Source organism: Achromobacter animicus (assembly GCF_040775605.1).
GTDB classification, from domain to species: Bacteria; Pseudomonadota; Gammaproteobacteria; order Burkholderiales; family Burkholderiaceae_B; genus Achromobacter; species Achromobacter animicus.
Window position 1 is genome coordinate 501232 of the sequence record NZ_JAYGJK010000001.1, and the last position, 23003, is coordinate 524234.

The 23003-nt window shown below is 66.9% G+C and carries 22 protein-coding genes and 1 riboswitch; of the genes, 12 read left to right on the forward strand and 10 right to left on the reverse strand.

Annotation, left to right across the window (positions count from 1 at the left end):
• Positions 1 to 168 precede the first annotated feature (168 nt).
• Positions 169 to 3543 carry an autotransporter outer membrane beta-barrel domain-containing protein gene (locus AB3147_RS02205; protein WP_367351350.1) on the forward strand — a complete coding sequence of 1125 codons (3375 nt, stop codon included), beginning with the start codon at positions 169 to 171 and terminating at the stop codon, positions 3541 to 3543.
• Positions 3544 to 3667: 124 nt separating this feature from the next.
• Here the strand turns inward: AB3147_RS02205 and AB3147_RS02210 are convergent, their stop codons facing one another.
• Complete coding sequence (locus AB3147_RS02210) at positions 3668 to 3913, reverse strand: hypothetical protein (RefSeq protein ID WP_056327580.1); 246 nt, start codon at positions 3911 to 3913, stop codon at positions 3668 to 3670.
• A gap of 217 nt (positions 3914 to 4130) precedes the next feature.
• Here AB3147_RS02210 and AB3147_RS02215 point away from each other — a divergent pair, with 217 nt between their 5' ends.
• The 6 genes from AB3147_RS02215 to AB3147_RS02240 all read left to right on the forward strand — a co-directional run bounded on the left by AB3147_RS02215 (position 4131) and on the right by AB3147_RS02240 (position 10157).
• On the forward strand, positions 4131 to 5255 hold the full coding sequence (locus tag AB3147_RS02215; protein WP_105237147.1) for a cupin domain-containing protein: 1125 nt from the start codon (positions 4131 to 4133) through the stop codon (positions 5253 to 5255).
• Between the two features lie 67 nt (positions 5256 to 5322).
• Entirely contained in the window at positions 5323 to 6234 is a 912-nt protein-coding gene (locus tag AB3147_RS02220; protein WP_175125130.1) for a fumarylacetoacetate hydrolase family protein, read from the forward strand.
• 11 nt (positions 6235 to 6245) lie between these two features.
• The gene (locus AB3147_RS02225; protein WP_175125131.1) at positions 6246 to 7001 is read left to right on the forward strand and encodes a GntR family transcriptional regulator; all 756 of its coding nucleotides are present in this window, start codon (positions 6246 to 6248) and stop codon (positions 6999 to 7001) included.
• A 27-nt stretch (positions 7002 to 7028) separates the two neighbouring features.
• On the forward strand, positions 7029 to 7943 hold the full coding sequence (locus AB3147_RS02230; protein ID WP_286900861.1) for a LysR family transcriptional regulator: 915 nt from the start codon (positions 7029 to 7031) through the stop codon (positions 7941 to 7943).
• 218 nt (positions 7944 to 8161) lie between these two features.
• Positions 8162 to 9154: a Bug family tripartite tricarboxylate transporter substrate binding protein gene (locus AB3147_RS02235; RefSeq protein ID WP_175125133.1), complete on the forward strand. Its 993-nt coding sequence runs from the start codon at positions 8162 to 8164 to the stop codon at positions 9152 to 9154.
• A 55-nt stretch (positions 9155 to 9209) separates the two neighbouring features.
• On the forward strand, positions 9210 to 10157 hold the full coding sequence (locus tag AB3147_RS02240) for a M14 family metallopeptidase (protein WP_367351351.1): 948 nt from the start codon (positions 9210 to 9212) through the stop codon (positions 10155 to 10157).
• 9 nt (positions 10158 to 10166) lie between these two features.
• Here AB3147_RS02240 and AB3147_RS02245 read toward each other — a convergent pair whose 3' ends face one another.
• The 3 genes from AB3147_RS02245 to AB3147_RS02255 form a co-directional block, all read right to left on the reverse strand.
• Positions 10167 to 10688: a lipocalin family protein gene (locus AB3147_RS02245; protein WP_175125135.1), complete on the reverse strand. Its 522-nt coding sequence runs from the start codon at positions 10686 to 10688 to the stop codon at positions 10167 to 10169.
• Between the two features lie 84 nt (positions 10689 to 10772).
• A complete protein-coding gene (gshA, locus tag AB3147_RS02250; protein ID WP_175139442.1) occupies positions 10773 to 12344 on the reverse strand; it encodes a glutamate--cysteine ligase in 1572 nt (523 codons plus the stop codon).
• Between the two features lie 32 nt (positions 12345 to 12376).
• Complete coding sequence (locus AB3147_RS02255) at positions 12377 to 13378, reverse strand: alpha/beta hydrolase (protein WP_286900858.1); 1002 nt, start codon at positions 13376 to 13378, stop codon at positions 12377 to 12379.
• Positions 13379 to 13422: 44 nt separating this feature from the next.
• Here AB3147_RS02255 and AB3147_RS02260 point away from each other — a divergent pair, with 44 nt between their 5' ends.
• Positions 13423 to 13962: a hypothetical protein gene (locus AB3147_RS02260; RefSeq protein WP_367351352.1), complete on the forward strand. Its 540-nt coding sequence runs from the start codon at positions 13423 to 13425 to the stop codon at positions 13960 to 13962.
• Here AB3147_RS02260 and AB3147_RS02265 read toward each other — a convergent pair.
• Complete coding sequence (locus AB3147_RS02265; protein WP_438860960.1) at positions 13952 to 14260, reverse strand: LuxR C-terminal-related transcriptional regulator; 309 nt, start codon at positions 14258 to 14260, stop codon at positions 13952 to 13954. The two genes, AB3147_RS02260 and AB3147_RS02265, sit on opposite strands and share 11 nt — an antisense overlap.
• 120 nt (positions 14261 to 14380) lie before the next feature.
• On the opposite strand from AB3147_RS02265, the gene AB3147_RS02270 reads away from it, so the two are divergent.
• Positions 14381 to 15277, forward strand: a complete 897-nt coding sequence (locus AB3147_RS02270) for an AEC family transporter (protein ID WP_367351353.1) — start codon at positions 14381 to 14383, stop codon at positions 15275 to 15277.
• 97 nt (positions 15278 to 15374) lie between these two features.
• Here AB3147_RS02270 and AB3147_RS02275 read toward each other — a convergent pair whose 3' ends face one another.
• The 5 genes from AB3147_RS02275 to AB3147_RS02295 form a co-directional block, all read right to left on the reverse strand.
• Complete coding sequence (locus AB3147_RS02275; RefSeq protein WP_239216414.1) at positions 15375 to 16382, reverse strand: Ldh family oxidoreductase; 1008 nt, start codon at positions 16380 to 16382, stop codon at positions 15375 to 15377.
• Between the two features lie 34 nt (positions 16383 to 16416).
• Positions 16417 to 17352, reverse strand: coding sequence for a hydroxyacid dehydrogenase (locus tag AB3147_RS02280; RefSeq protein ID WP_367351354.1), 936 nt, complete (start codon positions 17350 to 17352; stop codon positions 16417 to 16419).
• 37 nt (positions 17353 to 17389) lie between these two features.
• On the reverse strand, positions 17390 to 18403 hold the full coding sequence (locus AB3147_RS02285) for a Bug family tripartite tricarboxylate transporter substrate binding protein (RefSeq protein WP_367351355.1): 1014 nt from the start codon (positions 18401 to 18403) through the stop codon (positions 17390 to 17392).
• 159 nt (positions 18404 to 18562) lie between these two features.
• A complete protein-coding gene (locus tag AB3147_RS02290; protein WP_367351356.1) occupies positions 18563 to 19738 on the reverse strand; it encodes a UxaA family hydrolase in 1176 nt (391 codons plus the stop codon).
• Between the two features lie 28 nt (positions 19739 to 19766).
• Positions 19767 to 20048: a UxaA family hydrolase gene (locus AB3147_RS02295; protein WP_076518627.1), complete on the reverse strand. Its 282-nt coding sequence runs from the start codon at positions 20046 to 20048 to the stop codon at positions 19767 to 19769.
• A gap of 182 nt (positions 20049 to 20230) precedes the next feature.
• Between AB3147_RS02295 and AB3147_RS02300 the strand changes: the two genes are divergently transcribed.
• The 3 genes from AB3147_RS02300 (at position 20231) to metW (ending at position 22954) form a co-directional block, all read left to right on the forward strand.
• The gene (locus AB3147_RS02300; RefSeq protein WP_367351357.1) at positions 20231 to 20986 is read left to right on the forward strand and encodes a GntR family transcriptional regulator; all 756 of its coding nucleotides are present in this window, start codon (positions 20231 to 20233) and stop codon (positions 20984 to 20986) included.
• A gap of 26 nt (positions 20987 to 21012) precedes the next feature.
• Positions 21013 to 21094: riboswitch (SAM riboswitch) on the forward strand.
• Positions 21084 to 22343 carry a homoserine O-succinyltransferase MetX gene (gene metX, locus AB3147_RS02305; RefSeq protein WP_175139434.1) on the forward strand — a complete coding sequence of 420 codons (1260 nt, stop codon included), beginning with the start codon at positions 21084 to 21086 and terminating at the stop codon, positions 22341 to 22343. Its footprint overlaps the riboswitch before it by 11 nt.
• Positions 22340 to 22954: a methionine biosynthesis protein MetW gene (metW, locus tag AB3147_RS02310; protein WP_175125146.1), complete on the forward strand. Its 615-nt coding sequence runs from the start codon at positions 22340 to 22342 to the stop codon at positions 22952 to 22954. Before metX ends, metW begins: the two co-directional genes overlap by 4 nt.
• Positions 22955 to 23003: the final 49 nt, after the last annotated feature.

A 23003-nucleotide genomic window follows, 5' to 3' on the forward strand; every position in this document is an offset into this window, starting at 1 on the left:
AATTGTTTTCGTGAAGCCGCGCGTGAATCCACTACCCAGGATGAACCAGAGATGCACACGGATTCTTGCTTGGCGTTGCGACACGCACATTCGACCCCGACTCAAATCCACAAAGCGCGCGGCATCACGCTCAGGCTTTTCTTTGGCCTGTCCTTGATCTCCCTCGGCATGTCCCCGCATCCCGCAGCGCGCGCGCTGATCATCGGCGAGGCGGGCGTCGGCGGCGTTGGCGGGGCTGCCAATGGCGGCAGAGGCGGGGACGGCGGGGATGGCATTACCGCCCTGGATATCACGACGTCCTATACGACCTATGACGACATTGAAGGGGCGCCCGGCGGCGGGGGTGGCGGCGGCGGTGGCGGTGGACGCGGCGGTATCGTGGGGGGCGCGGGAGGCTCGGGAGGTAACGGCGGGCACGGCATCGTGATCTCGGGCGACGGCGTGGTCTTGCATAACGACGGGTACGCGATCAGCGGCGGCAAGGGCGGCGGCGGCGGGGGCGGTGGCGGAGGCGCTTTTCATATGACCGTGTCCAGTAATGGCGGCCGCGGCGGTGACGGAGGCGGGGGCGCGGGCGGCGGTGGCGGCGGCGGGGGTGGCGGCGGCGCGGACCTCACCTTTGGCGGCGCGTTTGGGGCAGGCTTTGGCGGAGATGGGGGCCACGCGGGTGGCAATGGTTCGTCGGGCGGAGGCAATATCCAGAGCCCAGGGGCCAGCAAGTTTGCAGGCGGTGGCGGCGGGGGCGGTGGCACCTACACCCATGGAGGAACGCCCGGCCAGGCTTTGTTCGAGAGTCAGATTTCCGGCATGGGTGGCGGGGGCGGCATCGCCGGCGGAGAGTCGGGGGTAGACGGCGGCATCGCCAACCCTGAAGCGGCCGAAGCGCTGGAGTTGGGGTTGAGCCGGCAAGAAATCGATGCCGTCCTGGACGGCTACGGCGGTGGCGGAGGCGGCGGCGGGGCGGCTGGCGGATCGGGCGGCAACGGCGGGCCTGGCAGCTACGTCGAGGGCGGCCCCGCGGGCGGCGCCGGGGGCACGAGCGGTCACGGCGTCTACGTCACGGGCGCCAACTCCGTAATCATCAATACGGGCACGATATCGCAGGGCCCGGAGAACCAGGACACCGCCATCAAATATGCCGCGACCGCCCGCGATTCCACGCTGGTGCTCAAGGCGCAGGGCGGCTGGGACAACCCGGACAGCCAGATCATCGGCCTGGTCGATGCCACGGAATCGGGCGGCACGAATACGCTCGTTCTCGATGGTGGCTGGGACGCCCGCCTGGACTACGACAACAACGTCTTTGATGTCAGCCTGATCGGAACCGGTGCGACCGGACCGGCCCAATATCTGGGCTTCAATGCCTTCGAGAAAACGTCGGCCGGAACATGGAAGCTGATAGGCGGGACCGGCCAGGTCGGAACGCCGTGGACGCTGTCGGGCGGGTGGCTCGCGATAGACCACGACAACAATCTGGGTGATCGGTCAGGCACGCTTACCTTCAACGGCGGCGGGCTGCAGGTGGAGGCCGCGACGGTGATGGACCGTGACATGCATTTCGCCCGAGACGGCGTGATCCGGACAGGAAATCCAGAGCTGGCGACGCAAGGGCAGGCGGCGGACGTACACCTGTTCGGAAACATCACCGGATCGGGCGCGCTTATCAAGACCGGCGCGGGAACCTTGTCCATCGGTCGTGACAATGACGCCTTTTCCGGCGCGGTCGTCATCGAAGAGGGGGTGCTTCAGCTTGGCGCCGGCGGAACGCAATACGGTGGATCTCTGGGCGCAGGTGCGATCGAAAACAATGCCGTCCTGGCGATGTCTCAGCACCGAGGCGCGTTCTCCAATGCCATATCGGGTAGCGGCGAGCTGCATCAGTTGGAAGGCATGACGACGCTGACGGGCCCGCTCACGTACACCGGCATCACGCGGCTATTCGACGGCGCGCTTGAGATCCGGGGGACGTCGCTGGGCCAGGCCGATCATGCGGTCGCCCGGGTCGTGGGCGCGGTTGGCGCCGATTTGCGTCTGGCAGGCGGCGCCACGCTCGACGGCTGGGTGGATGGACCCAGTCTCGCCATCGACGCGACCAGCAAATGGAACGTGCTGACCGATGCTTCCAACCCCGCGCAAGCAAACAACCTCAGCACCGTCGGTGAACTTCGGCTTGAAGGCAGCGTCGCGTTTGCACCGCCCGCGGACTGGGCGCACGATGAGATCGGCCGAACGTTCACCGCCAACAATCTGGTGGGCAGTGGCGGCGAAGTGCAACTGCACTTGGGTCCCCCCGCCAACGGCGCAGCGGATTACCTCACCTTGAACGCGGGCGCCACGGGGCTGACCAACCTGACGATCAACACCGAAGGCGGTTTCGGCGATGCCTTCAGCGGAAACGGCTATCTGCTGGTCAAGGCCGGCGCCAGCACGGACAACGCATTCCAGCAAATGCCTGGACAAGCTTCGCGGAGCGGCGCGTTTCACTACGTGCTGACGCATGGCGCGCTGGATGGCTCACCGGAACTTGCCAACAACTGGTACTTGATCAGCGAGACCCGCCCCGAGGTCTCGCTGTACTCGCAGCTGGGCGGCCAAGCCTTGAGGCAGTCCGAAGTGGCGGTGGGGACGTTCAATGAACGCATGGGCGCCACCGAAACGCTGGCGCGGAAGGTTTACCCGTATGCGTGGGCCAGAACGCTGGGCGGATGGGAAAACCGCGATGGCGCTTCGCGCGGCATCCTGCAGTCTCAGGTGGGAAGCCGCACGACGCTCGGCGGCCTGCAGGTGGGCACGGACCTTTTCGTAACCAGCCAGGGCATCCGCCGCAACAGCCTGGGCGTGTTCGGCACCGCGATGGTATCCCGAGCCGACGTGGATCATTTCCAGGCATCCACGCGTTCGACCATCAATGCCGGCCGCAGCGATCAGACGATGTACGGTCTGGGCGCGTACTACACGATGATGGACGGCAAGGGCGGGTATGCCGACTTCGTCACGCAGATCAGCCGCTATGGCGTGAAAACCCAATCGAACGGCGCGGATGGCATGTCGATGCAGACGTCGGGTTGGGGCATGGCGTTGTCGGCCGAAGCCGGCAAGGCGTTCGACATTGGCGATGCGTCCAGTGGCCTTCGACTCGAACCTCAGGCGCAGGTGATGGTCCAGCACGTCAAGCTGCGCGACGGCGATGATGACGTTGGCCAAGTGGCGTTGCCGGCATCGCAGGCGCTGCATTCGCGCGTGAGTCTGAAGCTGTCCAAGGCGTGGGGCGAGCAGGACGGCGCGCAGAACCACGGATGGCTGACGCTGAGCTACCGGCACACGCTGGGGGAATCGTCCAGTTCCTACCAGACGCTGACGCAAGGCGACATTGCCTTTGACAACAAGCTGGACGGATCGCGCGTGGGGCTATCGGCGGGCTACGACCGTCGGGCCGGCAAGAACACGTTCGTCAATGTGCAGTTGAACGCCGAGCAGGGATTGGGCGGCGCTTCGGGCTTGCGCGCGGTGGGTGGCTCGGTGGGGATCAAGTATCTGTTCTAGCGTTCGCAGATCAGGCGTCTGCGAATGACGGATCCCACGGAGGTACTGGCTGCGTGCTGGCATTGCACGCCAAGCCATTGAATCGCCCGCCCCGCGAGCATGCGGGGCGGGCGATTTCCGTTGGCTAGTCGTCCAGTGAAGGCACGGTGCCGATCTGCATCAGGATGCGCGGCGATTCCATGTCGCCGGTTTCCTTGTCGATCATCACTTCATAGGCCGCGACGCCGGCAAATTTGGAGGCCATGGAATTCGCGATGCGGATGGCTCCGAATTCGCTGCTGGCCGGGCGGATTTCCCCGGGGGCGACGCCATTGGCGGCGGCGCGGTAGGGAACGACGATGTACTGAACGAGATGAGCAGCTTCTGACACAGGAATTCTCCCCTGGACGACAGTTTTTCGGGCGAGCGCAATGTATCACGTCGCACTGTGTTTTTGTACAGTATTTTTGCCACGGTCGCCAAGATATTTTTGCGAAGCGACTTCGCCGTTCAAGGAAAACCCCTAGCGTTTCGCCATTGCCCGCCCTCTGGCCCCGCGCTTAGTATTTTCGAAAATCCTCAGCGTTTTATAAAACCAGGGGCACGGAATGGAAGCGAACCGCTACGACGCCTACCGCGAAGACACCGCGGGCCGCGCCAATGTGGCCGACTCGCCGGAGCGGGTGGCCTATTACCAGGAGCTGGCGCGGCTGGAGACCGGCGCGCTGTGGACGGTGGCGAACAAGATCGAGCCGTGGGCGCCGCGGTCGGCGTCCGTGCCCGTGGTCTGGCGCTACCAGGACCTGCGCGGTCACGTGCTGCGGTCCGCCGAACTGGTGTCCCCCGAAGAGGCGGGCCGTCGCGTCATCTACCTGAACAATCCCGGCCGGCGCGACGTGGCGGCCGCGGTGGGCTGGCTGTATTCCGGGCTGCAGGTGATGCGGCCGGGTGAGCTGGCGTCCGCGCACGCGCACACGCATTCGGCGCTGCGGTTCATCATGGAAGGACAGGGCGCGTTCACGGTGGTGGACGGTCACAAGATGACGTTGGGGGCGAATGATTTCGTGCTGACGCCGAACGGCACGTGGCACGAGCACGGCGTGGCCGAGGACGGCACCACCTGCATCTGGCAGGACGGCTTGGACATCCCGCTGGTCAATGCGCTGGAAGCGGGCTTTTATGCCGTGCATCCCGACCTGAACCAGACCGTCACGCACCCGGTGGACGACACCAGCGGCGCGTGGGGCGGCGTGGCGCTGCGGCCGCAAGTGTCGGGATGGACGAAGCCGTATTCCCCGCTCTTCAAGTACGAATGGGAGCCCACGTACGAGGCGTTGCGCCGCTACGCGCGCACCACCGCGGGCAGTCCCTACGACGGCATCCTGCTCGAATACGTCAATCCGGCGACGGGCGGCCCCGTCATGCCGACGATTGGCGCCAGCATGCAGCTGCTGCGTCCCGGCGAGCACACAAAGGCGCACCGGCATACCGGCAGCTTCATTTACCAGGTGGCCAAGGGCAGCGGTTTTTCCGTCATCGACGGCAAGCGCTATGACTGGACCGAACGCGACATCTTCTGCGTGCCGTCCTGGGCCATCCACGAACACGCCAACCTGTCGTCCAACGACGACGCATGCCTCTTCTGTTTCAACGATCTGCCCGTCATGCGCTCGCTGGCCCTGTATCGCGAGGAAGCGGTGCAGGACAACGGCGGCCATCAGCAGCTGATCTAGTTTCTGAACGCAAACCGCCGCGCCGTGGCGGCCGGTTCCATCAACCTTTGACCTTCTGGAGTTCCCGATGCGCCTGGTGACCTTTCGCGCTCATCCCACCGCCGCCGCCCGCCTGGGCGCGCTTGTCGACGGCTACGTGATCGACCTGTTCCTGCTGGGTCAGGAAGGCGGGGTCGACTTGCCCGACGACATGTTGGAGTTCATCGATCTGGGGCCGGTGGCAGTCGCGCAGGCGACGCGTCTCTTGGACACGTTCCGTGGCAACTGGCCGGTGGGCAGCGCGGTGCCGCAGGAGAATGTGAAGCTGCTGGCGCCCATCCCGCGTCCGCGCAAGAACATCTTCGGCATCGGCTTGAACTACGTGGAGCACGTGGCCGAATCCAGCCGCACGCTGGACACGTCGGCCGACCTGCCCAAGCAGCCCGTCATCTTCTCCAAGCCGCCCACGACGGTGATCGGACCGGGCGACGCCATCGAGCACAACGCGAAGATCACGCAGCAACTGGACTGGGAAGTCGAGCTGGCGGTGATCATCGGACGCCGCGCGTCGCGCGTTGCCGAGGCCGATGCGCTGTCGTATGTGTTCGGGTACAGCGTGATGCTGGACATGAGCGCGCGCGATTGCCGCCGCGCAGGGCAATGGATCTATTCCAAGGGGCAGGACACCTATGCGCCGTTCGGCCCGTGCATCGTGACCGCCGACGAAATTCCCGATCCGCAGGTGCTGGACCTGTGGCTGACGGTCAACGGCGAAAAGAAGCAGGGCTCGAACACGCGCCACATGTTGTTCAAGGTGCCGTTCCTGATCTCCGACATCAGCGCGGGCATCACGCTGGAGCCGGGCGACATCATTGCCACCGGCACGCCGGAGGGCGTGGGCGCCGGCCGCAAGCCGCAGGAGTTCCTGTGGCCGGGCGACGTGGTCGTGGCCTGCGTGGAAGGCATCGGCACGCTGCGCCACCCGGTGGTGGCCGTCTAGGAGCGCCGCGCTTGAAACCCAGAATCAAGGCCCCGCGTGAGGATGCGGCGGCAAACGGCGGCGCCGAGATCGAAGACATCACGCTGTCCGAACAGATCTACCGGCAACTGCGCCGCGACATCATGCGCGGCGCGTTTGCGCCGGGCCAGTCGCTGCGGCTGGAATTGCTGCGCCAGCGCTATGGCGGCAGCTTTTCGCCGATCCGCGAGGCGCTGAACCGGTTGCGCAGCGAACGCATGGTGCTCACCACGACGTCGCGCGGGTTTCGCATCGCGCCGTTGTCCGTGGACGAAATGCGCGATGCCTGCGAGACCCGCATCCTGATCGATTGCGACGCGTTGCGCCGGTCGCTGGCCAACGCCGACGACGCCTGGGAGGCGCGGCTGGTCGGGGCGTTTCACGCATTGGCGCTGGCGGCGCGGCGGGCGGACGCCGCGCCGGGACTGGACCCGGACCGCGAGGACGCACTGGAAGCCCGTCACCAGGATTTTCATCAGGCGCTGATCGGCGCCTGCCGCTCGCCCTGGCTGCTGGACCTGTCCGCGCAGTTGTACGCGCAGACCGAGCGCTACCGCCGGCCGGCGCGCGCGCAAGCCATGGCGTACGGCCCTGAACGCGATGTTGACGACGAGCACCGCGCGCTGCTGGATGCGGCGGTGTCGCGCGATGCCGATCGCGCGGTGGCGCTGCTGGCGGCGCACTACCGCGAGACGGCGCAGGTCATCGCGCGCATCCTGTCCCTGCCCGAGGGACAAGCGGCGGCCTAGCAGCGCGATGCCGTAAGCTTGTCGTCCATGGCAGACCTGAAACTCCTCGAAGACCTGATTGCGCTGGCGCAGACCGGCAGCTTCGTGCGTGCGGCCGAGCTGCGGCACGTCACGCATCCCGCTTTCGGGCGGCGCATCCGTGCGCTGGAGACGTGGGCCGGCACACCGCTGGTGGAACGCCAGCGCCTGCCGGTGACGCTGACGCCCGAAGGCGAGACGCTGCTCAAGACGGCGACGCAGGTCGTCGAGCAGATGGGGCTGGTGCGCCATCGCATCCGCAGTTCGGGCGCGGGCGGCGAGGCCGTGCTGCGCATCGCCACGGGCCGCAGCCTGGCGCGCACGCTGGTGGCGGACTGGATTGCGCGGCTGCGGCACCGCGCGCCGCGCGTGCTGACGGACGGCACGCAGGTGGAGCTGTCCACCGGCAAGGCGCAGGACCTGGTGGTGCGGCTGGAACAGGGCAAGGTCGACCTGTTGTGCTGCTACGAGCATCCGGCGCTGTCCGTGCCGCTCAGCCCTTCGCGCTACCGGTATATGACGCTGGCGACGGACAAGCTGGTGCCGGTCAGCCAGATGGATACCCGGGGCCGGCCGCGTTTTCTGCTGCAGGAGGGCGGGGCGCCCGTGCCGCTCATCACGTACACCGGCGGGCTGGCAATGGAGCGCATCGTGGGGGATCGGCTTGAGGCCACGCCGTATGCGCTGACGCCGTTTGTGCGCAGCGATTCGCTGGACGCGGCGCATGGCGCGGTCGCCAAGGGTGTGGGGGTGGCTTGGCTGCCGTGGTCCATGGTGGCGGCCGACTGCCGGCGCGGCGCGCTGGCTGAGTTGGGCGGGCGCAGCGACGAGATCGCATTCGAAGTCCGCCTGTACCGCCCGCGCGCGCGGCTGACCGACCTGGCCGAAGCCGCCTGGGAAGCGACGGCGAATCGCAAGGCGTGAATTCAGGTCTGGCCTCGGGTCCGGATTCCTGCGCCTGAAGTTCAACGCCTGTTGTTCAGTACCTGGAGTTCAGCGACCATATCTCGCCGCCAGAATCCCGATCAGCACAACGATGTGCCGTTTTGGCACGGACTGCCCCTGGGCCGCGCTCGAAAATAGCTCCCGAAATCAAATGAGACGGCTCCGCCGTCCACCCACAGCACCCCAGGGAGAAAGTCATGAAGTCCATCTTGAAGCCGCTTCGTGCGGCGCTAGTCTCGTTGTGTGCCGCCTCGGCGCTTGCCGCGGCCCCTGCCGCCAGCGCGGCCGATTATCCGTCCCGCAGCATTTCGCTGATCGTCGGTTACCCCGCAGGCGGCAGCCTGGATCTGACCGCGCGCCTCTTGGGCGAGGAACTGGGCAAGCGCCTGGGCCAGACCGTTGTGGTCGAGAACGTGGGTGGCGCCGGCGGCACGATCGGCGCGCAACGTGTGGCGCGCGCCGCGCCGGACGGCTACACCATCTTTTTGGGCTCCACCAACGAAATGGTGATCGCCCGCATGATCAACACCGCCGTCAAATACGACAGCGCCAAGGATTTCACGGCGCTGGGCATCGTGGCCTCGCAGCCGATGCTGCTGGCCGCCAGCAAGAACTCGGGCGTGAAGACCGCCGCCGACTATCTGGAAAAGCTGAAGGGCGCCGCGCCCGGCACGTTCAACTACGGTTCGTCGGGCGTGGGCACCACGCTGCACCTGGCCGGCGAGATGATCAACCAGGCCACCGGCACCCGCGCCGAGCACGTCCCATACCGCGGGGTGTCGCCGCTGGTGACCGACCTGATGAGCGGTCAGCTGGATTACGGCATGCTGGTGCTGTCCTCCGGGCTGCCGCAGGTGCGCAGCGGCAACATCGTCGCGCTGGGCCTGACCGAGAACAAGCGTTCGCCCGCCGCGCCCGAGATCGCGCCGCTGGCCGCCACCAAGGGCTTTGAGTCCGTGGACATCAACCTGTGGTTTGCGTTGTACGGCCCGGCCGGCCTGCCCGAGCCGGTGGTGACCAAGCTGCGCACCGTGCTGGATGAAACGCTGAAGTCGGACCAGTTCCGCGCCAAGATGCAGGACGCCGGCGGCGAAGTGGCCAAGCCGGGCGTGGACCCGGTGGCGTTCCAGGCTGAAGAAACCAAGAAGTACGGCGCGCTGGTCAAGGCCGCCAAGATCGAAGCGCAATAAGGCTGCGCGCGACGCAGCACACCATCGAAAGACCAGGCATCAAGCGGATATCACCATGGAATTCAAGCTCCCCGTTCCCGACATCGCCGCCGAGCGCGCGGGCAATACCGACACGCCGGGCGTGTGGCACTTTGATTCGGGCGTGCCGGGACGGGCGCTCATGGTGAGCGCGCTGGTGCATGGCAACGAGTTGTGCGGCGCCTGGGCGCTGAAGGACCTGCTGGCCTCGGGTCTGCGCCCGCGCCGCGGCAGCCTGACCCTGGCCTTCTGCAACCTGGATGCGTTCGACCGCTTCGATCAGGCGAACCACGATGCGTCGCGTTTCGTGCAGGAAGACATGAACCGCGTCTGGAGCGCCGAGCGCCTGGACAATCCCACGTCGCCGGACCGCCAGCGCGGCGCGGCGCTGCGCCCGTGGGTGCGGCGTGCCGATTGGCTGCTGGATCTGCATTCGATGCACGAGCCGGGGGCGCCGCTGCTGCTGACAGGCGTGCTGCCGCGAAATATCGCGCTGGCGCGCCGCCTCAAGGCGCCGCAGCACGTCATCGTGGACGCCGGCCATAAGGACGGCGTGCGCATGCGCGACTTCGAACACTTTGGCGACCCGGCCCGCGACGACGCGTGCGCCCTGCTGATCGAATGCGGCTTTCATGGCGACCTGTCGTCGCGCGATGTGGCGCGCGACATGGTGGCGCGGATGCTGGTGGAATCGGGCGTGATCGACGCGCCGGACCTGCCCGAAGGCTGGCTGCTGCCGGATCCGGCGGCGCAACGCGTGCTGGAAGTGACGGATGCCGTGGTGGCGCCGTCGATGAATGTGCGGTTTGCCGGCCCCTGGTCGGGGCTGGAAACGTTTGAAAAGGCCGGATCGCTGATCGGTTGGGCCGACGAGCAGCCGGTGGTGACGCCCTACGACAACTGCACGCTGATCATGCCGTCGCTGCGGCAGTTGAAGCCCGGCGTGACGGTGGTCAGGCTGGCCCGCGACTACGCCGCGGGCTGAGGGGGGCGCTTACTTCTGCGGCGTGTAGCGCAGCTCGTCGAGCTGATAGCCCTGCGCCGTGGCGGCGGCCAGCGCCTTGTCCAGTTCTTCCTTGGGCAGCTTGGGTGAGCGCGACAGGATCCACAGGTACTTGCGGTCGGGCGTGCCGACGACGGACCAGCGGTATTCGGGATCCAGGCCGATCACCCAGTAATCGCCCTTGAATGGCTTGAAGAACGTGACTTCGAGCTTGGCGTTGTTGCTGCCTTCGACCACCGTGGCGGTGCCCGAGGCCGAATCGATATCCCCGTCCTTGGTGCGGCAGCGGTTGTTTACCCCGATGGTGCCGTCCGGATGCGCGGTGTATTCGGCCGTGGTGTCTCCCACGCAATTGCGCTGGAAGAACATGGGGAAGTTGGCGATTTCGTACCACATCCCCACGTAGCGCTTCAGGTCGACGGATTCCACGGTCTGCATGGGCGGCGGCGCGGCGTGGGCAATGCCCGCCACGCTGACCGCCAGGGCCAGCAGAAATTTTGCGGTGCGGCGCATGGATAAAACCTCCTGATGTGACTGGTAAGGTCCGCGCGCGTACCCCGCAGGGGCGCGGCGCGGACCAATCCCTAACGATACGCCTTATTTGCGCGGCGCCTTGAGCGCGGCGTGATAGCGGCTCACGTAGGTATCGAAGTCTTCAGTGTCCGACTGTTCCAGGCGGAGCTGTTCGGCGGCGGACGCTTCGGCGGCTTGCTGATACGCCGTGGCCACGTCGGCCGGCAGCGGCTGCGCGCGCAGCGCATCCGCATGCTTGCGGCTCAGCGCCAGCGAGTAATCGTGGAACGACAGGCCGCTGTCCTTCAGTTCGGCCAAGAGGCGCGCCGAGGGCGTGGTGTCGGGCTGGTCAAGCTTGGCGCGTTGCGCCGCCAGCGCATCCGCGTAGGCGGTGCCGCCCATGGCGCTGTCGTACAGCGCCGCGTACGGCGCGATCTGATCCAGCAGTTCGTGGCCCCATTGCGCCAGGCCGATGGTCTGGCCGTCGCGGTCCAGCGTGAGGCCCGGTTTGCGGCCTTCCTTGACGACGACCGAGAAGTTGTCGGCGCTGCGCTGACAGTAACCGTTGGCGGGGAAGAACGGGCTGTCCGAGGCCGTGCAGAACAGCAGGAAGGCGTCGACGAAACGGGCGGTGGTGGCGTCGATGCCGACCGGCGAATACGGATCGATGTCCAGGCAGCGCACTTCAACGTATTGCACGCCGCGTTCGGCCAGCGCCGTGATGGGGCGTTCGCAGCGGCCCGTGGCGCGCTTGGGGCGGATGCTGGAGTAGTACTCGTTTTCGATCTGCAGCACGTTGGTGTTGAGCTGGATCCATTCGCCGTCGCGGTGGGTGCCGATCTTTTGATAGTCGGGCCAGGGCTGCGTCACGGCGCCGTACAGGCGGCCGAGGAAGGTGTCCAGGTCGTTGTAGCAGAGCTTGAGCTGCGACTGCGCCTTGTTCTGGTAGCCCAGGTCGCTCATGCGCAGGCTGGTGGCGTAGGGCAGGTAAAGGGTGTGGTCGCCCAGCTTGTCCAGCGCATGGTCCTGACCTTGCAGGAAGCCGCTGGCCAGCGCGGGCGCCGAGCCGAACAGGTACATCAGCAGCCACGAATATCGCGTGAAGTTGCGGATCAGGCCGATGTAGCCGCGCGAGCGGCGGTCCTGGTCGGAGCCGGGCTGCGTGTCGAGCACGGACCACAGGGCTTCAGGCAGCGAAAAGTTGTAGTGCACGCCGGCGATGCACTGCATCGTCTTGCCGTAGCGTTCGGCCAGACCGCGGCGGTAGACGTGCTTGAGCATGCCCGTGTTGGACGTGCCGTACCAGGCAATGGGGATTTCAGGTTCGGGCGGCAGCGTGGCCGGCATGGACTGATTCCAGATCAGTTCATGGTCCAGCACGGTGTAGACGTGGCGGTGCGTGTCGGCAAGCTCGGCCAACAGCGCGTCCACGTTGTCGTGCGTGCCCGTGATGAGCTCGAGCAGCGACTCGGAATAATCGGTGGTGACGTGTTCGTTGGTCAGCGCCGAGCCCAGCCCGGCGGGGTGCGGCGTGCGGGCCAGGATGCCCTGTTCGTCCACGCGCAGGCCTTCTTTCTCGATGCCCCGCAGGGTCTGGGTCAGCATCGAGCGGTTGGCCTCTAGGCGGGCGAGGCGGTTGGCGGCAGTATCGGTCACGGATTGTTCTCGTTGGGGGCTGTCGCGGGATTTTACGGGGTGCTGGCCTCCTGTGCTGAGGGAACCAGTACTGGGGACAGGGACAATGCCTGGGCGGTGCGCGCCAGCCATTCGTCCAGGTCAGCATAGACGGGATCGGCAATGGGGGCGGTTTCGTTGAAGATCTCGTGCCACGCGGTGTCGTACCAGCGCAGCGTGAGCAATTCAGCAGGCGCCCGCTGGGCGAACTGGCGGCTGCCTTCGGCCGCCACGATGGAGTCGTCGCCGGCCACCATCAGCAGCGTGCGGCAGGGCAGCAGGCTGGCTTCGCGCAGCGCCTGCTGGCCGGCTTCGTCCACAAAGCGCGCCAGCCGCCCGGTCATGCGGCGCCGCACCAGGGGATCGGCGCGGTAGGCCTTTACGACGGCCCGGTCGTGGGAAATGCGGGCGGGCGCCAGGCCGTGCGGGACGCGCAGGTCGGGGGCATGCAGAGACATCCATGTCAGGGTACGGCGCACCCATTGCGGAACATTGACGGCAAAGGGCGGGGAGCTGAGCACCAGCCCGTCCAGGTCGGCCAGCCGGCGCTGGGCGATGCGCACGGCGACCAGGGCGCCCAGGCTGTGGCCCAGCAGAATGGGCGGACGGCCGCAGGCCTGTGTCCAGTCCTGCAGCCGGTCCACGGCATCGGTGACCAGGTCTTCCTGGTCACGCAGGGTGGCGGGGTGTCCGCCAGAGCGGCCGTGACCGCGGTGGTCGTGCGCGCCCACCGTCCACCCCCGGGCGGTCAGCCAGCGCGCCAGCCGGTCATACCGTCCGGCATGCTCGCTCAGGCCGTGCAGCAGATAGATGCTGGGCCGGGCTGCCGGCTGCCCGTCTGCGGCCTGCGCGTCACGGGAGTGCCTGTCATCGGATAGCCCGTCATCGGAGTGCCGGCCACCGGATAGCCGGCCTCCGTCGCCTGCTATCGGAGGCGGGACGTTTGGCGCGGCGGGCCAGCAATAATTGGCGAGCAACGTGCCATCGGGCGCGGGCGCCATGGAAATCGGCGACAATTTCTGGATTCCTCGAAATGACGGGACCCTGGAGTCCTCGGGTAATGACGATTTCATCGCTGTTTCGTTTCATGTTCAAGAAAGCGGGCGTTTTTTTGACGCTGACGTTGGCGTTGGCGGCTTGCTCGCCCAGTTACAACTGGCGCGAGATGGATGTGGCGGACGGCCACGTCCGCGCCGCGTTCCCCGCCCGGGTATCGACCGAAACCCGCGATCTGAAGCTGGACACGCACGCGTTGAAGTTCACGATGGCCAGCGCGACCGTCGGCGAAGCGGTGTTTGCCGTGGGATCGGCGCCCCTGCCGCCGGAGATCGCGGCCAGCCCCGCGGCCCGGCAGGCGCTGGGCGTGGCGCTGATGCGGTCGCTCTACACCAACATGCAGGCGCCGCCGCCCAACGACTGGCCGCCTTATGGCCAGGAAATCGAGGTGCGCGGCAAGGCGGTGGGCAAGCCCGGATGGCTGCAGGCCAAGGTGTGGGTGACGGACACGATGTTGATCGAGGCCGTGGCCGCCGGCACCGAGGAAAGCCTGCCCGCCGAGCGCGCGCGCGAATTCCTGCGGTCCGTCGTCATCAAGCCTTGAACTCGAGCAGGCCCAGCCGCAACGCCGCCACCACGGCCGCGCGCCGGCCCCGTACGCCAAGGCGGCTGCAGGCGTTGCGCAGGTGGAAATTCACGGTGCTTTCGCTGACGCCCAATATGCGGGCGGTTTCCCAGCTGGTTTTGCCCGCGGCGGACCACCGCAGGCACGCGGCCTGTCTGTCCGATAACGGCAGGCAACCTGCCTGCCGGTCTGCCAGATGCAGGCCGGCGGGTGGAATGGCGCTGCGGACGGCGCAACGCGATGAGTGGGCAGGAATGCGCATCGGTGTGGCGGACATGGCGGCGAGGACGGGATGGTCCTGTTGTGAACAATGTCCCCATGCTGCGGCGACCGCCCCGGCCGGGGCAAGCAATGATGCCGTAACGCATCAATCCTTTTATCTCTGACGGAATAGTCCATGTTGGCCATCGCGCAGTTCTACCTGTCAGCCATTGTGCTGATGCTGCCCCTGCTTTTCTGCGTGGGAATCGGGCTTTATTGGGGTAAGCGCGATCTTCCCTTCGGCGGCAACTTCATCACCACGCTGGTCACCTCCGTCACCACGCCCGCGCTGGTGTTCCATACCTTCGTCACCACCCACCTGGACAACCGCGCGCTGGCCGACGTGGCTGCGGCAACCCTGATCGCCCTGCTGCTGTGCGCGTTGATTTGCGCGGCGCTGCTCAAGGCCTGGAAGCTGCCTGTGCTGAGCCTTCTACCCACGGCGTTCCAGCCCAATGCCGGCAACCTGGGCCTGCCGATTTCGCAACTGGCGTTCGGCGACGCGGGCCTGTCGGTGGCGGTGGCATTTTTTGCGGTGAGTTCCTTCGTGATGCACACCATCGCGGTGCGCATGCTGCCGGGCGTCAACACCAAGGGAAGCTGGAAGAGCCCGATCCTGCTGGCGTCCGTGGTGGCGGTGGCGCTGCGTCTGCTGGACGTGCCGGTGCCCGCGTGGATCATCGAGACGGCGCGCATGCTGGGCGCGGTGACGGTGCCGCTGATGCTGCTGAGCCTGGGCCATGCGCTGGCGCTGATTCCGTCGAACGGCATGCGCGACGGCGCCAAGGTCGGTGCGATCCGCCTGGTGGCGGGTCTGTTGACCGGGCTGGCCGTGGCGTGGGCGATGGACCTGGAGCCGGTGCTGGCCGGTGCGCTGACGCTGCAGATGGCCATGCCGTGCGCGGTGGTCAGCTACATGTACGCGCGGCGCTATACGCCGCTGGGGGACACCGCGGCGGGCGCCGTGCTGGTGTCCACCGTCGTGTTTCTGCTGCTGGCGCCGCTGATGCTGTGGTTCTCCCACGGGCAGTAGGGGCGCCGGGCGGCGGGGTCAAGTCCCGCAGTCAAACGCGGCAGTCAAACCCTGCAGTCAAGCCCGGCAGTCAAATCGCGCAGTCAGGCCGCGTGGTTCAGCCTGCACCCGCCAGCGTGCGCAACTGCGTCATCAACGCATCGGGCAGGTCCAGTCCGTGCTTGACCGCCTCGTCGCGCAGCTTGCGGCGGCGGTCGCCCGGCAGGCGCACGCCTTCGTCTTCGAGCATGGCGTCGACCAGCGTTTCCACGCGTTCCAGGTAGACATCGTTACCCGTTAGCGCGTTGGGATCGATCGCCATGAAGGCCTGCCCCAGCCGCGCCGGGCCGCCTTCATCCACAAAGAACGACTCGTTCTCGTAGCCGAAGCGCGCGCCGGTCAGCGCGCAGGCCATGAGTTCGACAATGAGCGCCAGCATGGCGCCCTTGACGCCGCCCGCGGGCAGCATGCTGCCGGCCAGTCCCGCCTTGGGATCGGTGGTGGGCTGGCCCTCGGCATCCAGCGCCCAGCCCAGCGGAATGGGCTGGTTGTCGCGCGCGGCGATCATGAGCTTGCCGCGCGCCACCTGCGACAGCGACAGGTCGATGACCAGGCGCGCGCCGCCGCGGCGCGGGAAGATCGCCGCGATGGGGTTGGTGCCGAACAGCGGACGCTTGCCGCCCCAGGCGGGCATGGCGGCGGGCGAGTTGCTCAGCGCCAGCCCCACCATGCCGGCGTCCGCCAGGGCTTCCAGGTGGTAGGCCGCTTCGCCAAAGTGATGGCTGTTGGCAACGCCCACGAACGCAACGCCATGCTCGCGGGCGCGGGCCGTGGCCTGTTCGACCGCCATCGCGCAGGCGGGAAACGCCAGGCCCGAACCGGCATCGATCAGCGCTGCGCCGCCGCGTTCGTTCACAAGGCGCGGCACGGCCGAGCCGATGGCGCGACCGGTGCGCAGATGACCGGCGTAGAACGGCACGCGCGACAGGCCATGAGAGCTGAGCCCCTGGCTTTCCGCGAAGACCAGTGCGCGGGCGGTGCTGTCGGCCATGACCGGGTTGGCGCCGGCGGCGGCAAGACCGGCCGCGGCCAGGTGTTGAAGTTCGTCCAGATAGATGTGAGCCATATCCTTCCTGTCGTGTGAGGCGCGCCGCGCCTCGTCAGCGTGCGCGGGCGTCAAGCGCCATTGTCACACCGGCGGCCACCATGTCGGAAACGCGCGTGTTGGCCTCCTGCGTGAGCCCCGCGATGTGCGGTGTCAGGATCAGGTTCGGCGCGTCGGCCAGCGCACTGCCCGCGGGCAGCGGTTCCTGCTCGAAGACATCCAGCGCCGCGCCGCGCAGGCGTCCGGCCCGCAACGCCGCCGCCAGCGCGGCTTCGTCCACGATGCCGCCGCGCGAGGTGTTGATGAGGATGGCGCCGGCGCGCATGCGTTCGATGCGCGAGGCGTCCAGCAGATGCCGGGTCTGGGGCGTGAGCGGCAGGTGCAGCGTCACGACGTCCGCCTGGGCAAGCAGATCGTCCAGTGACAGCGATTCTGCACCTGCTTCCTGCCACGCGGGATGGTCGGGCGGCAGGGCGGCATCGCTGCCCACGATGCGCATGCCCAGCCCGCGCGCAAGCTGCGCGGCCAGGCGGCCGATGCCGCCGAATCCCACCACGCCCAGCGTGCGGCCGTGCGCTTCCAGCCCCTGCGACAGCGCATTGCGGGGCCACACGCCGGCCGCCACGTCCGCGGTGGACCCATAGGCGCCGCGCAATAGCGACAGCATCGTGCCGACGACGTATTCGGCCACGGCGCGGGCGTTGGCGCCCGTGGCGGGAATGACCTTGATGCCGCGCGTCTCGCATCCCGCCAGGTCGATGTTGTCGAGCCCGACGCCCAGCCGGCCCACCGCAACCAGCCGCGGCGCGGCGGCCAGCAGCTCCGCGTTCACCTGAGTGCGGTTGCGCACGATGAGGGCGTCGGCATCCGCGACGGCGGCGAGCAGCGCGCCGCGCTGCTCGACCAGTTCGGGCGCGTACTGCACGTCGAACCGCTGCTGCAGGGCCTGGACGGCAGGCGCGTCCATGAACTCCGATATCAAAACTCGCATCTGCCGGGCTCCTTTTTGTGGTGGCAGGTTGGCCGCGTCAGGCGACCTGGATGTTGGCGTCGCGGATGATCTTGGCCCAGCGGTCGACCTCGGACTTCAGGTACGCGCCGAACTCTTTCGGGCCGCGCGGCTGCGGCACGAAGCCCAGTTGCAACAATGACTGCTGCATGGCGGGCTGCGAGACCTGCTTGACGATGGCGTCGCCGATGCGCTGGACCAGTTCAGGTGGCGTGCCGGCCGGCGCGAGCACGCCGGTGAAGTTCTCGACAATCAGGTCCGGCAGGCCGGCTTCGGCCGTGGTGGGCAGGTCGGGCAGGTCCTTGCTGCGCTCGCGCGTGGTGATGGCCAGCGCGCGAAGCGAGCCGTTCTTCACGTGCGCCAGCGATTCCGGGTAGTTGGAGAACACCACGTCCAGATGCCCGCCGATCAGGTCCGTGAGCGACGGCGCGCCGCCCTTGTACGGCACGTGCATCAGCGGCACACCCGTCAGCTTCTGATACAGCGCCAGCGTCAGGTGCGGCGGGGTGCCGTTGCCGCTGGAACCGGCCGACAGCGGCTTGGCCTTGGCCGCGCGCGCCAGGTCGTCCATGGTCTTGATGTTGCTCTTGGCGTTGACGACCACCATGATCGGCGACGACGCCAGCCCGGCGAGCGGGGTCAGGTCGCGGGTCAGGTCATATCCGGCCTTGCCCGCGAACAGCGTGGCGTTGGCCGCGTGCGACAGCGTGATGGCCAGCCAGGTGTAGCCGTCGGGCGCGGCGTTCGACACATGCGCCGCGCCGATGTTGGCGCTGCCCCCGGGTTTGTTTTCGACCACGACGTTCCACCGTTCGGCGTCCGCCAACGCCTTGCCCACCTGGCGCGCGGCCACGTCGGTCAGGCCGCCCGGCGGAAACGGCACCACGTAGTTGATGGGACGCTCGGGCCACGCGCCTTTCTGCGCCACCGCGCGTTCCCACGGGGCCAGCGCACAGAGGCCGGCGGCGCCCAGGGCGCCCAGCAGGCGACGGCGCTGCGCATCGTGCAGGGGGTAATGCGGTTCGCTACTCATCTGTCTTCCTCCTTGGGGATAACGCCCGGGTAGGAATGCGTACGCCTTTGCTGCCGCGGACTGCGCCCGGGTCTGCAGGTTCTTGTCGTTGATGTTGCGAGGATGCCGCTAAGGCGGCCGGCGCGTTCTCCTGGTCGCGCCGGCGCCGGAAAGGCGCTATCAGGCGCTTTCGAAAATCCGCGTGAGCACGAACTCGCGGTGGCCCAGGGCCTCGGCCGCGGTCCACCGGCCGTTGGCGGTGGCCAGCATGCATTCCAGCAGCTTGTCGCCGGCCTGGTTCAGGTCGATCTCGCGCTGCAAGAGGGCGCTGGTGTCCACGTCGATGTGCTCGGACATCGTGCGCGCCGTGCGCGGATTGGCGCAGATCTTGATGACCGGCAGGATCGGGTTGCCGATGACGTTGCCCTGGCCGGTGGGGAAGAAGTGCACGGCGTAGCCCGAGGCGGCGCATAGCGTGACCATTTCCGCCGCGGCCGAGGACGAGTCCATGAACCACAGCCCGGGGCCGTCGGGGATCTCGGCCTTGTCGATGACGCCATCCACCCGGCATTGCTTGCCGATCTTTTGAATGTTGCCCATCGCCTTTTCCTCGATGGTGGTCAGGCCGCCGGCGATGTTGCCCTTGGTGGGCTGGGATTCGGACAGGTCGCTGGTCTTCCAGCGGTCGATCATGGCCTGGTAGCGGTCGAACATGAACATGAAACGCTCGCGCACGGCGTCGTTGGCGCAGCGTTCGGCGACGATGTGTTCGCCGCCGGTCAGCTCCGACGTTTCGCCGAACACCAGGGTGGAGCCCAGCGCATACAGCTTGTCGAACGCGTTGCCCACCGTGGGATTGGCGCCGCAACCGGACGTGGTGTCGGATTCGCCGCACTTTGTGGAGACCCACAGGTCGGCGATGGGGCATTCGCTGCGCGTGAGTGCGGTGGCGTAATGCACGTATTCCTTGGCGCAGCGCGACGCGCGCATGATCGTGTCGTGGTCGCCGTGCAGTTCGATGGAAAAGCCCATGACGGGCTTGCCGGTGGCGGCGATGCCGTCGACGACGCGCTTGGTCCAGCCTTCCTCGATGCCGATCACGACCACGGCGGCGACGTTGGGGTTACAGCCGGTGCCGATCAGCGTGCGAAAGTGCAGTTCAAGATCCTCGCCGAACTGCAGGCGGCCATAAGGATGAGGCAGGGCCAGGGTGCCCTTGATATTGTTGGCGACGGCTTCGGCCGCGGCGTTGGAGATGTCGTCCACGGGCAGGACGATGACGTGGTTGCGCACGCCGACGCGGCCATTGTCGCGGCGATAGCCTTGGAAGGTAGTCTGGGCAGTGATGATGGACATGGTGGGTTCCTGTGCGATGGACGGGCGCTTACCAGCGCTTGGTCTTGATGTTGTGCACGTGGGCGTGCTGGCCGGCCTTGATGGGCGCCACCACGCGGCCGATGTCGACGCCGTACTTGAAGACGGTGTCGCCCACGTCCATGTCCTTCATCGCCACCTTGTGTCCGATGGGAATGTCCTGCGACGCGCGCACATGGATGATCTTGTCCTCATCCATGATCCAGGCGTTCAGCTCCGTTCCGGCGGTCAGGCCTTCCACCACGGCGACCGCCACCGTGTCCTTCGCATCGTGCAATACGGCGTGAATCATTGTCTTCCTCTCTGAGTCAGGGGCGCCGCCCGGGTGCTGCACGCGGCGCGGATCACAACGGCCAGGAAATCTTAGGCCCGGCTTGTTTCAAAGTCAACTAAATCATATAGATGAATTACATGACTTGAGCGAATGACGGACGCGCCGCTACACTGGAGGTCCTTGATTTTTGCGATGCACCCATGAACACCAGCCTGTCACCGACTGTGCCCCTGGGCAGTCCCTTGTACGAACAGGTCAAGCAGGCCGTGCTTGCCGCGCTGGCGCAAGGCGAGTGGAAGCAGGGCGACGCGATTCCTCCGGAAAAGCATCTGGCTGAACGGTTCGGCGTATCGATCGGCACCTTGCGCAAGGCCATCGACGAACTGGCCGCCGAGAACATCCTGGTGCGCCATCAGGGACGCGGCACCTACGTCGCGGTGCACACGCGCAACCATCACTTCTTCAAGTTTTTCCGCATCGTCGGGCAGGACGGCAGCAAGTCCTATCCGACCACCGAGCTGTTGCGCTTCCGGCGCGTGAAGGCCTCGGCGGTCGCGCGCGAAAAGCTGGAACTGCCCGCGGGCGCCCATGTGTTCGAGTTCCTGAATGTGCTGTCGCTCAACGGCGACGTGGTCATGGCCGACGAGGTGTGCCTGCCCGAATCCCGCTTTCCGGGGCTGACTGAAGCGCATCTGCGCGAGCGCACCAGCACGCTGTACGCCCTGTACCAGGACCTGTTCGGCGTCAACGTCATCGCCACCGACGAGCGCTTGCGGACCTGCCTGGCCGAGCGCATGCAGGCGCGCTGCCTGGGCGTGGCCGAGGGCAGCGCGCTGCTGGAGATCCGCCGCATCGCGTTCTCCTACAACCGCCAGCCCGTGGAATGGCGCGTGTCCCGCGTGAACACCGAACGCTACGAGTATCTGGGACAGGAGCCCTGGGAAGCCGGCACGTAGCAGTGCTAGAATTCCTGCCGCACTACCCAATTTTCGGCGCCGATTTGCCTGATCCGCTTGCGGGCGCCTTCCAATAAATCCAGCTAAAGAGGTCCGTATGACCACTCCTGCCCAACATTTGGCCGGTGATTCGGCCAGCGGGTTCGTCCCCGCAACCGTCACGACTTCCGATACCGTTGATCCCGGTTCGGTCGGCCTTGTCTCCCCCACGTTCATTCGTTTCGACGAACCGCTGCCCCTGCTGAGCGGCCAATCGCTCGCGTCCTACGAACTGGCCGTCGAAACCTACGGCACGCTCAATGCGCAGCGCACGAACGCCGTGCTGATCTGCCACGCGCTCAATGCCTCGCACCACGTGGCTGGGCAAGCCGCGGACAACCCCAACGACCTGGGCTGGTGGGACAACATGGTGGGTCCCGGCAAGCCGGTGGACACCAATCTCTTCTTCGTGATCGGCGTGAACAACCTGGGCTCGTGCTTCGGCTCGACCGGGCCGGCCAGCATCAACCCCGAGACCGGCAAGCCCTGGGGCGCCGCGTTCCCGGTGCTGACGGTGGAAGACTGGGTGCGGGCGCAGGCGCGGGTGGCGGACCACTTCGGCATCGAGCGCTTTGCGGCGGTGATGGGCGGATCGCTGGGCGGCATGCAAGCGCTCAGCTGGTCGATCACCTTGCCCGAACGCGTGGCCAACTGCATCGTCATCGCCAGCACGCCGCGCCTGTCCGCGCAGAACATCGGCTTTAACGAAGTGGCCCGCCGCGCCATCATCACCGACCCGGATTTCCACGGGGGCGACTACTACGCGCAGGACACCGTGCCCCGCCGCGGCCTGTCGGTCGCGCGCATGATCGGCCACATCACGTACCTGTCCGACGACGACATGGCCGAAAAATTCGGCCGCGCCCAGCGCGCACCCGCCGAGAACGGTGCGTACCGCTACGGCTACGACGTCGAGTTCGAGGTCGAGTCGTACCTGCGTTACCAGGGCGAGAAGTTCACGCGCTATTTCGACGCCAACACCTACCTGCTGATCACGCGCGCGCTGGACTACTTTGATCCGGCTCGCACCACGGGCGGCGATCTGGCGCGCGCCCTGGCGCCTGCCAAGTCGAACTTCCTGCTGGTGTCGTTTTCGACCGACTGGCGCTTCCCGCCGGAGCGGTCGCGCGAGATCGTGCGGGCGCTGCTGAAAAACGCCAGTCCCGTCACGTACGCCGAGATCGACGCGCCGCACGGCCACGACGCCTTCCTGCTGGAAGACGCGCGCTATCACGCGGTGGTGCGCGGCTACTACGAACGCATCGCGCGCGAGCTGGGCCTGCAAGCCGCCGCCCCGATTGAAGGATGCTCCGAATGACTTCCGTGACCCCACGCTATGCTCACAGCGCGCTGCGGCCTGACCTGGCGCGCATTGCCGGGTGGATCGAGCCGGGCAGCCGCGTCCTGGACCTGGGGTGCGGCGACGGCGCGCTGCTGGCGCACCTGCGCGACCATCGCCAGGTCAAGGGAGCCGGCGTCGAACTCGACGACACCTGCGTGATCGCCTGCGTGCGTCGCGGCGTCGAGGTCATCCAGCAGAACCTGGAAGACGGCCTGGCGCTCTTTGACGACAAGCAGTTCGATACCGTCGTGCTGTCGCAGACGCTGCAGTCCATGCACCGCACCGAGCACATCCTGCGTGAAATGGCCCGCGTGGCGCGCTACGGCGTGGTGTCGTTTCCCAACTTCGGCTACTGGCCGCACGGCTGGGCCATCCTGCGCGGCCGCATGCCCGTGACCGGACAGATGCCGTACCAGTGGTACAACACGCCGAACATCCACCTGTGCACGTTGCGCGACTTCGAACAGCTCGCGGGGGAAGTGGGCCTGCGCATCCTGGAACGCGCCACCTTCAACGAAGGCAAGGAAGTGAAGGCGTTCCCCAGCTGGCGCAGCACGCTGGCCGTGTACCGCTTTGCTTCGCCCTGACAATCATCCCCCTGACATTCCGACACGCATCCTCCTGACGGCGCGGGGC

Coding starts and splice junctions, on each gene's coding strand:
- AB3147_RS02270 (WP_367351353.1), top strand. CDS start 14,381: ATGTTGGCCATCGCGCAGTTCTACCTGTCAGCCATTGTGCTGATGCTG.
- AB3147_RS02295 (WP_076518627.1), bottom strand. CDS start 20,048: ATGATTCACGCCGTATTGCACGATGCGAAGGACACGGTGGCGGTCGCC.
- AB3147_RS02290 (WP_367351356.1), bottom strand. CDS start 19,738: ATGTCCATCATCACTGCCCAGACTACCTTCCAAGGCTATCGCCGCGAC.
- metW (WP_175125146.1), top strand. CDS start 22,340: ATGACTTCCGTGACCCCACGCTATGCTCACAGCGCGCTGCGGCCTGAC.
- AB3147_RS02285 (WP_367351355.1), bottom strand. CDS start 18,403: ATGAGTAGCGAACCGCATTACCCCCTGCACGATGCGCAGCGCCGTCGC.
- metX (WP_175139434.1), top strand. CDS start 21,084: ATGACCACTCCTGCCCAACATTTGGCCGGTGATTCGGCCAGCGGGTTC.
- AB3147_RS02245 (WP_175125135.1), bottom strand. CDS start 10,688: ATGCGCCGCACCGCAAAATTTCTGCTGGCCCTGGCGGTCAGCGTGGCG.
- AB3147_RS02215 (WP_105237147.1), top strand. CDS start 4,131: ATGGAAGCGAACCGCTACGACGCCTACCGCGAAGACACCGCGGGCCGC.
- AB3147_RS02260 (WP_367351352.1), top strand. CDS start 13,423: ATGACGATTTCATCGCTGTTTCGTTTCATGTTCAAGAAAGCGGGCGTT.
- AB3147_RS02300 (WP_367351357.1), top strand. CDS start 20,231: ATGAACACCAGCCTGTCACCGACTGTGCCCCTGGGCAGTCCCTTGTAC.
- AB3147_RS02265 (WP_438860960.1), bottom strand. CDS start 14,260: ATGTCCGCCACACCGATGCGCATTCCTGCCCACTCATCGCGTTGCGCC.
- AB3147_RS02240 (WP_367351351.1), top strand. CDS start 9,210: ATGGAATTCAAGCTCCCCGTTCCCGACATCGCCGCCGAGCGCGCGGGC.
- AB3147_RS02205 (WP_367351350.1), top strand. CDS start 169: ATGTCCCCGCATCCCGCAGCGCGCGCGCTGATCATCGGCGAGGCGGGC.
- AB3147_RS02230 (WP_286900861.1), top strand. CDS start 7,029: ATGGCAGACCTGAAACTCCTCGAAGACCTGATTGCGCTGGCGCAGACC.
- AB3147_RS02220 (WP_175125130.1), top strand. CDS start 5,323: ATGCGCCTGGTGACCTTTCGCGCTCATCCCACCGCCGCCGCCCGCCTG.
- AB3147_RS02280 (WP_367351354.1), bottom strand. CDS start 17,352: ATGCGAGTTTTGATATCGGAGTTCATGGACGCGCCTGCCGTCCAGGCC.
- AB3147_RS02235 (WP_175125133.1), top strand. CDS start 8,162: ATGAAGTCCATCTTGAAGCCGCTTCGTGCGGCGCTAGTCTCGTTGTGT.
- AB3147_RS02275 (WP_239216414.1), bottom strand. CDS start 16,382: ATGGCTCACATCTATCTGGACGAACTTCAACACCTGGCCGCGGCCGGT.